11 protein-coding genes are annotated in these 13,616 nt (G+C 63.6%); 8 read left to right on the forward strand and 3 right to left on the reverse strand.

Features of this window, described 5'->3' with window-relative positions; genetic code table 11:
- Positions 1 to 31: 31 nt before the first annotated feature.
- Positions 32 to 3,574, forward strand: coding sequence for an Ig-like domain-containing protein (locus MUB52_RS20675; protein WP_263846050.1), 3,543 nt, complete (start codon positions 32 to 34; stop codon positions 3,572 to 3,574).
- Positions 3,575 to 3,607: 33 nt separating this feature from the next.
- Here the strand turns inward: MUB52_RS20675 and MUB52_RS20680 are convergent, their stop codons facing one another.
- Positions 3,608 to 4,057: a MarR family winged helix-turn-helix transcriptional regulator gene (locus MUB52_RS20680; RefSeq protein ID WP_263846051.1), complete on the reverse strand. Its 450-nt coding sequence runs from the start codon at positions 4,055 to 4,057 to the stop codon at positions 3,608 to 3,610.
- A 67-nt stretch (positions 4,058 to 4,124) separates the two neighbouring features.
- On the opposite strand from MUB52_RS20680, the gene hmgA reads away from it, so the two are divergent.
- Genes hmgA through MUB52_RS20710 form a run of 6 tightly spaced genes read left to right on the forward strand, consistent with a single transcriptional unit; the run spans position 4,125 to position 10,117 of the window.
- Positions 4,125 to 5,480: a homogentisate 1,2-dioxygenase gene (hmgA, locus tag MUB52_RS20685; RefSeq protein WP_263846052.1), complete on the forward strand. Its 1,356-nt coding sequence runs from the start codon at positions 4,125 to 4,127 to the stop codon at positions 5,478 to 5,480.
- A gap of 1 nt (position 5,481) precedes the next feature.
- The gene (fahA, locus tag MUB52_RS20690) at positions 5,482 to 6,735 is read left to right on the forward strand and encodes a fumarylacetoacetase (protein ID WP_263846053.1); all 1,254 of its coding nucleotides are present in this window, start codon (positions 5,482 to 5,484) and stop codon (positions 6,733 to 6,735) included.
- Entirely contained in the window at positions 6,728 to 7,678 is a 951-nt protein-coding gene (locus MUB52_RS20695) for an MBL fold metallo-hydrolase (RefSeq protein ID WP_263846054.1), read from the forward strand. The genes fahA and MUB52_RS20695 overlap by 8 nt, the downstream gene beginning before the upstream one ends.
- On the forward strand, positions 7,675 to 9,291 hold the full coding sequence (locus MUB52_RS20700; RefSeq protein ID WP_263846055.1) for an FAD-dependent oxidoreductase: 1,617 nt from the start codon (positions 7,675 to 7,677) through the stop codon (positions 9,289 to 9,291). Before MUB52_RS20695 ends, MUB52_RS20700 begins: the two co-directional genes overlap by 4 nt.
- A gap of 3 nt (positions 9,292 to 9,294) precedes the next feature.
- Positions 9,295 to 9,483 (forward strand): DUF2783 domain-containing protein, encoded by a 189-nt coding sequence (locus tag MUB52_RS20705; RefSeq protein ID WP_263846056.1) that lies wholly within the window; start codon positions 9,295 to 9,297, stop codon positions 9,481 to 9,483.
- Positions 9,484 to 9,487: 4 nt separating this feature from the next.
- Positions 9,488 to 10,117, forward strand: a complete 630-nt coding sequence (locus MUB52_RS20710; protein ID WP_263846057.1) for a LysE family translocator — start codon at positions 9,488 to 9,490, stop codon at positions 10,115 to 10,117.
- A 41-nt stretch (positions 10,118 to 10,158) separates the two neighbouring features.
- Here MUB52_RS20710 and MUB52_RS20715 read toward each other — a convergent pair whose 3' ends face one another.
- Complete coding sequence (locus MUB52_RS20715; protein ID WP_263846058.1) at positions 10,159 to 12,339, reverse strand: xanthine dehydrogenase family protein molybdopterin-binding subunit; 2,181 nt, start codon at positions 12,337 to 12,339, stop codon at positions 10,159 to 10,161.
- A 1-nt stretch (position 12,340) separates the two neighbouring features.
- Positions 12,341 to 12,805, reverse strand: coding sequence for a (2Fe-2S)-binding protein (locus MUB52_RS20720; RefSeq protein ID WP_263846059.1), 465 nt, complete (start codon positions 12,803 to 12,805; stop codon positions 12,341 to 12,343).
- 150 nt (positions 12,806 to 12,955) lie between these two features.
- Between MUB52_RS20720 and MUB52_RS20725 the strand changes: the two genes are divergently transcribed.
- Positions 12,956 to 13,567: a TetR/AcrR family transcriptional regulator gene (locus MUB52_RS20725; protein ID WP_263846060.1), complete on the forward strand. Its 612-nt coding sequence runs from the start codon at positions 12,956 to 12,958 to the stop codon at positions 13,565 to 13,567.
- Positions 13,568 to 13,616 lie beyond the last annotated feature (49 nt).

Genomic DNA, 13,616 nt, shown 5'->3' on the forward strand with positions numbered 1-13,616 from the left:
GCGTCCGCATCCAATACTTATCGAGGCATTCATGGCAAAACTATCCGGCGAACAGAAAACCTGGCACAAGATCACTCTCGATTTTGAAGCCCCCCAAACCTTCACAGAGAGCCCCGAAACCTTCCGCGACTATCGCCTCGATGTTTCGTTTCTGAACACAGATACAGGCCAGCTCGTGACCGTGCCCGGCTATTTCGCGGCCGATGGCGATGCGGCGAACACCAACGCCACCTCCGGAACCATCTGGCGGGTGAACTTCAACCCGCCCTCCGAAGGCAACTGGGAGTATGAAGCCACCTTCCGTACCGGCAAGGACATCGCCGCCAAGACATACGCCGAAGCCCCCAATGCCGGGCAGGCCGTCGGTTTCATCGACGGCGACAGCGGCAGCTTCACGGTCGCGCCGACGGATAAGACGGGCGACGACTTCCGCGCGAAGGGCATGATCCTGCAGGACGAGGGCACGCATTTCCTGCAACATCAGGGTGACCAGGACTATTTTATCCGCGGCGGCCCCGGCGTCCCTGAAAACTTCCTGGCGAACAAGGATTTCGATAATACGGCGAACGGCCGGCATGACTACGCCACTCACCAAGGCGATTTCAACGCAGGCGATCCCACATGGGACGGCGGCAAGGGCAAGGCGATCATTGGCGCTGTCAACTACTTGGCCGAGCAAGGGCAGAACACCATCTACATGCTCACCAACACGTCGGGCGGCGACGGGCAGGATGTCTCGCCCTGGACCTTCGCGGCCCAGAACACGCCAAAGTTCGACAAGGGCATCAGCGCAGGCGAACAGGACAAATTCTCGACCTATGACGTCTCCAAACTGTCGCAGTGGGAGGTGCTGTTCGATCACATGGACGCCAAAGGGATCTACAAGAACGTGCTCCTGCAGGAGACCGAGAACGACCAGCAGCTCGACGGCGGTACCGATGCCGACGGCACCTCGCTCAGCGTCGAGCGGCTGGTCTACATCCGCGAGATGGTTGCACGCTTCGGCCACAACAATGGTATCCAGTGGAACATCGGTGAGGAGAACACCAATACCAACCAGCAGCGGGCCGACCAGGCGGAGTATCTCAAGTCCGTTGACGCCTATGACCATCTGGTGACGATCCACAGCTTCCCCAACCAGATCGACCAAGTCTACAACCCGCTTCTGGATGATGCGGCCTTCGACGGGCCGTCGTTCCAGACCAACCGCAATTCCATCCGCGACCGCATCGAAGAATTCCGTGACAAATCCGATGCCGCAGGCGACCCCTGGGTGCTGACCTGGGATGAGGACGCGAGCAGCAACGGCAAGATCGAAGCCGGAGACAGCAACTTCGACGCCCCCAACCACAAGGGCCAGCGCGATGCTTTCTGGGGCGTGCTGACGGCAGGCGGCTCGGGCGGCAACTGGTATCTGAAGGACGACAACGCCTTCTCGCTCGACCAGAACTATGATGATTTCAAGCAGCACAAGGCACTGTGGACCTGGACCGCGGCGGCCACCGATTTCTTCAACACCTACGTCCCCTTCTGGGACATGAAGCAGGCAGATGGCCTGACCTCGGACAATGACGACTATGTGCTCGCCAAGGACGGGGAGTACTACGTCATCTACCTGCCCTATGGCGAGGCGGGCGACGTGAAGTTGAACCTCGGCAGCCACGGCGGCGAGACCTTCGATGTCTTCTGGTACAACCCGCGCACCGGCGGCGATCTGATCCCCGACGGTCAGGTGTCGGGCGGTAGCGTCCAGCAGATCGGCGGGGCGCCGCAGGACGGCGGCAAGGATTGGGTGCTGCTCGTGCGCAACACCGATGCGCCGGAGTTCCCCACCCTGCCGAGCGGTGCGCAGCCGCAACCCCCCGTCGATCCGCAACCGCCGGTCGATCCGCAACCGCCGGTCGACCCGCAACCACCCATCGATCCGCAGCCCACGGAGGATGCCTACTACAAGATGCAGAACGGCCGCGTGGTCATTCAGGCCGAGGACGGAACATTCGTCTTCCCGGACAATGCGGCCAATGGCACCTGGAAGCTGACCAATCAGTTCAGCGGCACAAAGGGTGATGGCGCCTTGCTGTGGACCGGCAACGACTTCTTCGGCGGCGCCAATGCCGGAACGCCCGAAACGGCCCCGCTAGAGTACAAGTTCGAGGTCACCGAGTCCGGCACCTACTACCTGTCGCTGCGGGCTGCACGGCCCGAAACCGGCGAGCCGGGCGACCGCAACAACGACTTCTTCGTGCAATTCGAAGAGCAGGGGTTCAAGAAGATCTTCTTCAGCGGCGCGCGCGACAGCTTCGCCTGGGCCACGACCTTCGATGTGCATGAGAAGAAGAGCCCTTCGACCTACGAGATCACGCAACAGATGATCGACGCCAATGATGGTGTGTTCAGCCTGACGCTCTCCGCGCGCTCCCGTCAGGCCGCGGTGGACGAGATCCATCTTCAGAAAGGCGGCTTCAGCCGAGACGACAACGCCCCGACCTCCGAGCTGGTGAATGGTGGCAGCGGTCCGGTGAACCCCGGCCCGGTTGATCCGACGCCTGTGGAAAATGCGGCCCCCGTCGCCACGGATGACAGCGCGAGCACCGGGCACAACGAGACCATTCTCGTGGATGTGCTGGACAATGACAGCGATCCCGATGGCACGCAGCTGACGCTGGCGGAGGTGTCCTATACAGGGTCGACCTCGATCGTGTCGATCGAGAACAACAAGATCAAGGTGAACCCGCTCAAGGCCGTCACCGAAGCGCGTGTGGAGACGATCAGCTACATCGTCGAGGATGCGGAGGGCGCAACCGCGACGGCGACGCTCACCGTCGATATCGGCGATGCGGGCAACAGCCCGACCCCGCCGCCCGACCCAACACCGCCGCCCTCGCCCAGCCCGAACACAGCGCCGGTGGCATCCGATGACAGCGCGTCGACAGATCAGAACAAGACGATTGTCGTCGATGTGCTGGGCAATGACAGCGATGCGGATGGGGATGCGCTGACGCTGACGGATGTGAGCTACGACGGGAACACCTCGCTGGTGTCGATCCTCGACGGAAAGATCGAGGTCAACCCGCTCAAGGCGGCAACAGACGATCGGATAGAAACCATCACCTACACGGTGGCGGACGCCGAGGGCGCGACCGATACGGCGACGCTAAGCGTCCAGATCGGCACGCCAAGCGAGGATGTCTCGCCCACACCACCGACCGAGCCGCCCGTCAACGAAGAGCCCCCAGCATCCAAGAGCTATCTGGACTTCTTCATCGCTGACGCGGGCACAAACGCCACACTGCGGGCTCTGAAGGACGGTGACACCATCGACGCGGACAGCCTCGGCGATATGGTCACCTTCTACGCCGAGGCCGATGGGTTCGATTTTGACCGCGTAAAGCTGACTTTCGACGGTGCAACCAGCATCGAACGGTTCGAACCTTACGCGCTGTTCGGCGACATCAAGGGGGACTTCAAGAAAGGTCTGGACCTCGACATCGGCGCCTACACGCTGGAAGCCGAGGGCTTCGACAGCAATGGGCAACTGGTGGAATCGGTCGAGCTCAACTTCGAGCTGGTCTGAGCGGGCGTCGGGCCCTGGGGACCCCCCTTTGCCTCAGGGCCCGCCCGCATCTTCCGACGCTGCCAGCTTGATCAGGCAGCGTTTCAGCACCCGCGCATCCTCCACCGTCAGACGCGTCTGCACCTCCATGTCAAAGGCGCGGGCAGCATCGTAAAGATGCGCGTAGGCGGCGCGGCCCGCCGGTGTCAGGCGAAGCAGCGCGTGCCGGCGGTCCTCGGCGACCTCCCGACGGCGCAGGAAGCGCTTCGCCTCCAGCGCAGCAACGGCGCGGCTCGCTTTGGTCTTGTGCAGCTGCGCCATCTCGCAAATGCGCTTGGCCGTCATCTCCCCGTACTGACCGAGGTGGAAGAGCACGCGCCATTCGGTGCGCAGCATTCCGTATCGCGCGCGATAGGCAGGGCTGAACGCCATGCTCTGCCGGTCCGCCGCCTGATTGAGCAGGTAGGGCAGAAATTCCGACAGGTTGAAATCCGCGTCCGGCATGGCGATCTTTTGACTTGTTAGTTACATTTTCAACTAATATGCCAAGAGCGATTGTGGAGGACAAGCGATGAACGAGCACACCCGCCCCCGCGAGGCGGCGCAGACCGGCGCGGACCTCGGCGCGCCACGCGGCTATATGTCCGGCTGGGCCAATGATTTCGAGACCGAAGCCCTGCCTGGTGCACTGCCACAAGGCATGAATTCGCCGCAGAAGGTGAACTATGGGCTCTATGCCGAACAGCTCTCGGGCAGCGCCTTCACTCAGCCGAAGCCCGAGCGGACCTGGTGCTATCGGATCCGGCCTTCGGTGAAACACACCGGGCGGTTCGAGCGGATCGACCTGCCCTATTGGAAATCCGCACCGCATGTGGTCGAGGATGTGACCTCGCTGGGCCAGTATCGCTGGGACCCGGTCGATGCGACGGGTGAGGGCCTCACCTGGCTTACCGGCATGCGCACGATGACCACCGCAGGCGATGTGAACACGCAGGTGGGCATGGCGAGCCATGTGTATCTGGTCACCGAGAGCATGGTGGACAGCTATTTCTACTCGGCCGATTCCGAGCTGCTGGTGATCCCGCAGCAGGGCAAGCTGCGGTTTGCCACCGAGCTGGGCGTGATCGACATCGAACCGCAGGAGATCGCGATCCTGCCGCGCGGGCTGGTCTATCGCGTCGAGGTGCTCGACGGGCCGGCGCGCGGCTTTGTCTGCGAGAACTATGGGCAGAAGTTCAACCTGCCGGACCGCGGGCCCATCGGCGCCAATTGCCTCGCTAACCCCCGCGACTTCAAGACGCCGATGGCCGCGTTCGAGGATCGAGAGGCGCCCTCGAGCGTGACCATCAAGTGGTGCGGGCAGTTTCATGAGACGAAGATCGGGCATTCACCGCTGGATATCGTCGCCTGGCACGGCAATTACGCGCCCTGCAAATACGATCTGAAGACCTATTGCCCGGTGGGGGCGATCCTTTTCGATCATCCGGACCCGTCGATTTTCACCGTGCTGACCGCGCCGTCGGGGCAGCCGGGCACGGCGAACATCGACTTCGTGCTCTTCCGCGAGCGCTGGCTGGTGGCCGAGGACACCTTCCGCCCGCCCTGGTATCACAAGAACATCATGTCGGAGTTCATGGGCAACATTTACGGCCAATATGACGCCAAGCCGCAAGGCTTCGTTCCGGGCGGGATGAGCCTGCACAATATGATGCTGCCGCATGGGCCCGACCGGGAGGCCTTCGAGAAGGCATCGAACGCGAACCTCGGGCCGGACAAGCTCGACCACACGATGTCCTTCATGATCGAGACGCGGTTTCCGCAGCATCTGACGCGCTTTGCCGCTGATGAGGCGCCGCTGCAGGACGATTACATCGACTGCTGGGCCGATATCGACCGGAAATTCGACGGCACGCCCGGAAAGAAATGACATGCCGCTGATGCGCAGCTGGGTGAGCAGCGCCAACAGCGCCGAGACGCCCTTTCCGCTCAACAACCTGCCCTACGGCGTTTTCTCGGTCGGCGGGGATGAGCCGCGCTGTGGTGTCGCGATTGGCGAGATGATCCTCGACATGGCCGCCGTGGAAGAGGCTGGGCTGATCACGCTCGATGAGGTGCCCTGCTTTGAGCTGCCGTTCTGGAACGAGGTGATGGACCTCGGGCCTGAGGTCTGGGCGCGGCTGCGCGCGCGGCTGACCGACCTTCTGGCCGAAGGCGCGGCGGAGACCGAACAGGTCGCGCCACATCTCGTGCCGCAGACCGAGGCGCAGCTTCACATGCCGTTTCTCGTCTCGGAATTCACCGACTTCTACGCCGGCAAGCATCACGCCACCAACGTGGGCACCATGTTCCGCGGCGCGGAGAACGCCCTGCCGCCGAACTGGCTGCACATTCCCATCGGGTACAATGGGCGCGCGTCCAGCGTCGTGGTCTCGGGCACGGCCATCCGCCGCCCCTGGGGGCAGATCAAGGGAGCTGATCACGCCCTGCCCCGCTTTGCGCCCTCGGAGCGGTTCGACATCGAGCTGGAGCTGGGTGCCATCGTCGGTGTACCCTCGCAAGGGCCGATCAGCGTGGCGCAGGCGGATGCCAACATATTCGGCTATGTGCTGCTGAATGACTGGTCGGCACGCGACATTCAGGCCTGGGAATACCAGCCGCTTGGTCCATTCCAGTCGAAGGCGACGGCCACCAGCATATCGCCGTGGATCGTGGCGGCGGCCGCTCTTGAACCGTTCCGCTGCGCGGCGCCGCACCGCGAGGTGGCTTTGCTGCCTCATCTGCAGGATGATGGCCCGATGCATTACGACATCCCGCTCAGCGTGACCCTAAACAGCGAGACCATCGCGCAGACAAATGCGCGGGAGCTCTACTACTCCGCCGCTCAGCAACTGGCGCATCACACCACCAGCGGCTGCCCCATGCGTGTGGGCGATCTGCTGGGCTCCGGCACGATTTCCGGACCGGAGCGCGGCAATCGCGGGTCCCTGCTGGAGTTGAGCTGGGGTGGGAAAGAGCCCCTGGCGCTGGCGAATGGTGAGACACGCAGTTTCATTGAAGACGGCGACACGCTGGGCCTGCATGGGGCCGCCCAAGGCGACGGCTTTCAGATCGGATTTGGCGACTGCATGGGCACCGTGCTGCCTGCGCTTGAGGACCCGTACAAAGGACAGACACATGGCTAAAGCCTTCGCCTCGCAAGGGGATTTGACTGAAAAGACCATCACCTTCGACGAGATCGGGGAAGGACTTTACGCCTTCACGGCCGAGGGCGATCCGAACTCGGGCGTGATCATCGGCGACGAGAGCGTGATGATCGTCGAGGCGCAGGCGACGCCGCGGCTGGCGCAGAAGGTGATCGAGAAGGTGCGCGCTGTCACCGACAAGCCGATCAGCCATGTCGTACTGACGCATTACCACGCGGTGCGGGTGCTGGGCGCCTCCGCCTACGAGGCGGACCAGATCATCATGAGCGATGCGGCCCGCGCGATGGTCGCCGAACGCGGGCAAGAGGATTGGGACAGCGAGTTTCAGCGCTTCCCACGGCTCTTCGAGGGGCATGAGAGCATTCCCGGCCTCACGTGGCCCACGACCACCTTCTCTGACAGCATGACGGTTTATCTCGGCAAGCGCCGGGTGGACATTCGCCACCTGGGTCGCGCGCATACGGCGGGCGACGCGGTCATCCATGTGCCCGATCAGAACGTGATGTTCACGGGTGACATCGTGGAATATCACTCGGCCTGCTACTGCGGCGACGGACACTTCGGCGATTGGGGCGGCACGCTCGACCGGATCGCGGCCTATGACGTAGACGCGATCGCACCAGGGCGCGGTGGGGCGCTGGTGGGGCGGGCGCAGGTCGATGCAGCCATCGCAAGCACGCGCGATTTCGTGGAGAGCACCTATCGCCCGGCAGCCCTCGTGGCCGCACGCGGCGGCACGCTGAAAGAGGCCTGGGACGCGGTGCGCGCGGCTTGCGACCCGAAATTCAGCGACTATGCGATCTATGAGCACTGCCTGCCCTTCAACGTCGCCCGCGCCTATGACGAGGCGCGCGGCATCGACACGCCGCGCATCTGGACGGCGCAGCGCGATCTGGAGATGTGGGAGGCGCTGCAGGGATGACTGCCCCGCTCACCGACCGCTATGCCGTGACGCACCGGCTCTACCCCTATCGGCGGTCAGCGGATCAGGATGCGGCGGAGCCAGCGCGCCATCCGGTGGTGGTCGTCGGCGGCGGGCCTGTGGGGCTCGTGACCGCGCTCGATCTAGGATTGAAGGGGCACCGGGTTGTGCTGCTCGACGATCACGAGGGGGTCGGCACCGGCTCTCGCGCGATCTGCTTTTCCAAGCGCACGCTGGAGATCTGCCACCGGCTGGGCGCGGGTGAGCAGATGCTGGACAAGGGCGTGGTCTGGAGCCGGGGCCGCGTCTTCCATGACCGCGACGAGATCTATGCTTTCGATCTGCTGCCCGAGGCGGGTCACCGACACCCGGCCTTCATCAACCTCAGCCAGATCGACTTCGAGAGGTTCCTCGCCGAAGCAATCGCGCGCGCCAATGCCGAGGGCGCGCAGATCGAGCTGCGCGGGCGCAACCGGGTTGATGCAGTAGACCCCCGTGCGGATGGAGTCAGCTTCGACGTCATGACCCCGGAAGGGCCTTACCAGATGGAAGCCGACTGGCTGATCGCCTGCGATGGCGCGCGGTCCCCCGTCCGCGACATGCTTGGGCTCGGGTTCGAAGGGCGCGTCTTCGAGGACAATTTCCTCATCGCTGATGTGCGCATGACCGCGGATTTCCCGACCGAGCGCTGGTTCTGGTTCGAGCCCTGGTTCAAATCCGGCGCCTCGGCGCTGCTGCACAAACAGCCTGACGACATCTGGCGGATCGATTTCCAGCTGGGCTGGGATATCGACCGCGAGGAAGAGTTGAAGGAGGACAACGTCCGCGCCCGCGTCGACGCGATGTTGGGGCCGGATGTGGCCTACAAGCTCGACTGGACGTCGATCTACACCTTCCAGTGCCGGCGAATGGACGCGTTTGTGCAGGGCCGTGTTGTCTTTGCCGGCGACAGCGCGCATCAGGTCTCGCCCTTCGGCGCACGCGGGGCGAATTCGGGGGTGCAGGACGCAGAGAACCTCGCCTGGCGGCTCGACCTCATCCTCCGCGGCGTTGCGGGCGAGACGCTGATGCAGGGCTACAACCGCGAGCGCGTCATGGCGGCCGATGAGAACATTCTCAACTCCACCCGTGCCACGGACTTTCTGACACCGAAGAGCGCGGTGAGCCGGACCTTCCGCGACGCCGTGCTGCATCTGGCATCAGACCACGCCTTTGCCCGGCCACTGGTGAACTCCGGACGGCTCAGCGTGCCTTGTGTCTACGGTCGGCTGCCGGGTTTCGGAGCCGATGCGCTGGAGGGCGGCCCGGACCGCAGTCGCCCCGGCGCCCCCTGCCCCGATGCGCCACGGGGCGAGGGGTATCTGCTGGACGGGATCGGCGACGGCTTCCAACTCTTGGGAATCAACGCTTTCGTGCCGGACGCCTTCGATCTCGATGGCATCGCTGTCACGGGCCTGCAGTTGGAGGCCGATGCTGATATCAAGGCGCGCTATCTCGGCGTGGCGGATCACGCAGTGTATCTCATCCGCCCCGACCAGCATGTCGTGGCCCGCTGGCCGGTCTATTCCGCCGAAGCGGTCATCGCGGCAATCCGCGCACATCTCGGGAGGTGATCCATGGCTCTTGTTCTGACGCCGAATATCGACAATCCGGATGGGTTCTACGATGCCCTGGTGCAGGCCCATGAGGGGCTGAACGCCGATGAGAGTGCTGCCTTCAACGCGCGGCTGATCCTGATCCTGGCCAATCAGGTCGGCAACGAGGAGACGTTGCGCGCAGCACTCAAGACAGCGCAGGGCGCCTGAAGCCGTGCCGCTTGAGACATATCTGATCTATCTTGCGGCCGTTCTGGTGTTCTTTGCCACGCCACCCGATACCAGCCAGCTTCTGATTGTCTCGAACAGCATCCGGCACGGGCTGCGCAAAAGCCTGATGACCATTGCGGGCGATCTAACCGCGAACGCGGTTCAGATGACGGCGGCGGCGTTCGGGCTTGCCGCAGTCATTGCAACCTCAGCGACTGCGTTTCTCTGGATCAAGTGGCTGGGGGTGGCGTATCTGGTCTGGATCGGACTGCAACTCATCCGCAGCGGTGGTGCGGCGCGGGGCATGACCGGCAGCGCCTCCGGTCAGCGGTGGCGGCTGTTTCGCCAAGGTTTCATCACCTCAATGGCGAACCCCTTCGCGGTGGTCTTCTTCGGCGCATTCTTTCCGCAGTTCATCGACCCCGGGTCGCCCGTTCTGCCTCAGCTTCTCATCCTCGGGCTGACCTACCTCGTGGTGGACGGAGCCATTCTGGTTCTCTGGGGATGGCTCGGCCTGCGAACTGCACGCATGCTCAGGCGGCCGTCATCCGGTCTTGTCGCCAAGCTTTGCGGTGGTCTGATGATCGCGGCCGCGGCTTTGCTTGCCACGAAGGATCTTCAGCCGCAGAGGTAAGGGCTGCGTCACCGGGGCCCCCGGTGACGCAGGTTGTTTGATCAGGCGAAGGCCACGCCGTTTTCGTCCATCGGCAGGCTGGAGACCCGCAGATCGCCGCTCGCCGCGGCAATCGCATTCGCCAGTGCCGGCGCGGCCGGTGGCGTGCCGGGCTCGCCAACCCCGGTGGGCGCTTCCGCGGAGGGCACGATATGCACGTCGATGGCGGCGATATCGCCGATGCGCAACGGCTCGTAGTCGGGGAAGTTATACTGATCGACCGCGCCGCCGGTGAGCGTGATCCGGTCGCGCATCACGTGACCGATGCCGTAGCCGATCCCGCCCTCCATCTGCGCCTTGATCACATCCGGGTTCACGGGCAATCCGCAATCGACAGCGCATGTGATCTTCTCGATGCGCACGCCCTCCTCTGCACTGCCGGAGACTTCGACGACCTCGGCGACATAGGACCCGAAGGACTTGTGCACCGCGACGCCCTGTGCGTGGCCTGCGGGCGCATTGCCCCAGCCAGCCTTCTCTGCAGCGAGCTCAAGCACGCCCCTCAGCCGATCCTGGTCGGCGCCGCCGGTCAGATAGCTGAGGCGGTACTCAACCGGGTCTTGGCCCGCCCCCTTGGCGGCCATGTCCATCATGACCTCCATCACGTAGGCTGTGTGCGTGTGCCCGACCGAGCGCCACCACAGCGTGCTGGTCGCCTTCTCCGTGTCGGTCAGACCGAAAAAAGCGCCGGGGATCTGATAAGGCGTGTCCGACGCCCCTTCAACCGAGCTGTGATCGACACCGTCCTGGACCATCATTTCCTCGAAGGCGGTGCCCTTCATGATCGACTGACCGGCGATCCGGTGGTCCCAACCGACGATCTTTCCCTCGGCATCGAGGCCGACCTTGACCTTGTGGCCAAACGCCGGGCGATAGTACCCGCTGCGCAGATCATCCTCGCGCGACCAGACGAGCTTGACCGGGCGCGAGCGATCCGTGACCGCGAAGGCCAGTGCCGCTTCCACCTGATAGTCCGCATCCGGCGTCGCCCGGCGCCCGAAGGAGCCGCCTGCGAGCATCGTCTTGATCTCGATCTTCTCCATCGGCAGTTCGAAGATCTGCGACAGCGCCATATGCGGCCCGGTGGGCAGCTGGCAGCCGTCATGGAGCCGGATCCCGCCATCCTCGGTGGCCTCGATGGTGCAGTTGAGCGGCTCCATCGGCGCATGGGCCAAGAGCGGGAAATAGAAAGTCTGTTCCAGCACCTGATCCGCACCGTCGAGCAGCGCTTGCGTGGCCGCCTGATCGGACTTGTTCACGTTGTAGGTCGGTTCGGCATCAAGCGCTGCGCGGATCTCGGCCTCGATCTCATCCGAACTGCGGGTCTCGGCGGCAGAGAGGTCCCACTCGACCTCGACCGCATCACGCGCCTGCATCGCGGCCCAAGTGGTCTCGGCATAGACCGCCACGCCAGCATTGTTGGGCAGAACGGCCGACATGATGTAGCCCTTGACCTCCTGCGCTGCGCTGTCGTCGAAGCCCGTGGCCAGGCCCCCGCGCTGCTCTGGCCGTTTTATCATCGCGACCATCTGGTTGGGCAGATGCAGGTCCATCGCGAACATCGCGCTGCCGTCGCCCTTGATCGCGCTGTCGAGGCGGCGGATGTCGGGGTTGCCGATCAGCTTGAACTCCGACGGATCCTTCAGCCTCGGCGCCTCGGGCGCGGGCAAGGTGGCGGCCTTCGCAACGAACGCGCCCAGAGGTGCGGATTGACCAGCGCCCGAGATGACGCCCTCGTCGATGCTCAGCTCGGCCGCATCCACGCCCCACTCCTGTGCCGCGGCCGCGATCAGCATCTCGCGCGCGGCAGCACCTGCGGTGCGGTATTGCTGGAAGGAGTTGGCCATGGCGGTCGAGCCGCCGGTGCCCTGGAACGGGCCAAAGGCGAGGTTGTTGTAAAGCGCCGCGTTCGATGGCGCGAAATCATAGGCGATCTGGTCCATCCGCAAACCGATCTCTTCGGCGATGAGCGTGCTGAGGCCAGTCGCGGGCCCCTGCCCGAATTCCACGTGCTTCACGATAGCGGTGACGGTCCCGTCGGAGGCAATCTTGACGAAAGGGTTGAACTGGGCGCTGTCGCCCGCGGCGGCAAGCGCGCCATCCGGACGGACACCGATCAGAAGGACAGCACCGGTGGCTGCGGCGCCCTTGAGAAATGTGCGGCGTGTTGTGTCGAGTGTCATATCAGGCCTCCAGAATCTCGGCTGCGCGCTGGATACCGGCGCGGATGCGTTGATACGTGGCGCAGCGACACGCGTTGCCGTACATATACGCGTCGATGTCCTCGACGCTGGGCTTGGGGTTTTCGCTCAGTAGCCCGACGGCGGACATGATCTGACCCGACTGGCAATAGCCGCACTGCACCACGTCGAGCTCGACCCAGGCCTGCTGCACGGCCGCGCCGATGTCGGTCTCCGACATGGCCTCGATCGTGGTGACTTCGGCGTCCGCCACATCTTCAATATAGGTCTGGCAGGAGCGCACCGGCATCCCGTCCAAATGAACCGTGCAGGCCCCGCAGGACGCCACACCGCAGCCGAATTTCGTACCGGTCATCTTGAGCTCGTCTCGGATCACCCACAGCAAGGGTGTTCCAGGTTCGGCATCAACCTCATGGGTCGTGCCGTTCAATTTCAAAGAGAAGGCCATTCAGAGTTCTCCCTATTGGCATGGAAAGGCGAAAGTCGAAGCGGACTGAGACACCCTAAACGAGAATCTCCGATATGTAAACTTACGAGTTTACCGCGCATCTTGACGCAGGTTTGACGATGAAGGTGATTTGCAGCATATGGTGGCGGCATGACTGACTGCAGTGCGCCACCCGCGTCCAAGTACGATTTGATATTTAGAGCCGCCGTGGAGGAATTCCAGGAAAACGGCTTTGCCGATGCGCGCATGGACCGGGTCTCGGCGCGGGCCGAGGTGTCAAAACGGACGGTTTACAAGTACTTCGAGAGCAAGGAGAACCTCTTTCGCTCAATCATCGACGCCTTTGCGGCGCGGTTTTCTGGCGTGCAGGACATCCGCTATGACCCTGCGCGACCGTTGCGGGAGCAACTGGTGGAGCTCGCCTGGGCGGAAGGCCGTCTTCTGATCGCGGCGGATGTGATCGCCATGGCGCGGATGATCATCAGCGAAACCTTGCGCAACCCGGAACTTGCCGAGGAGGCCAACAGCAAGATCGACAAGACCGGCGTCTTCGCCGCCATGCTGCGCGCGGCCAGCGAAGATGGCAAGATGAGCATCTCCGATCCGGAGGATGCGGCCGTGGAATTCATCGGCCTGATCAAGTCCAAGGCGTTCTGGCCGGTGATTTTCGGCGCGCCTGTGGTGACCGCGGCCCAGATGGACAAGATCGTCGAAACCAGTGTCGACATGATGATGAGCCGCTACGGCACAGGCCCAAGCTGAGGCGCGCGGCACACCCTCCCCAAAGACGAAACCGCACTTTCAAAATCGA

Origin of the sequence: Roseobacter sinensis (genome assembly GCF_025755255.1) — a bacterium.
Classification (GTDB): domain Bacteria; phylum Pseudomonadota; class Alphaproteobacteria; order Rhodobacterales; family Rhodobacteraceae; genus Roseobacter; species Roseobacter sinensis.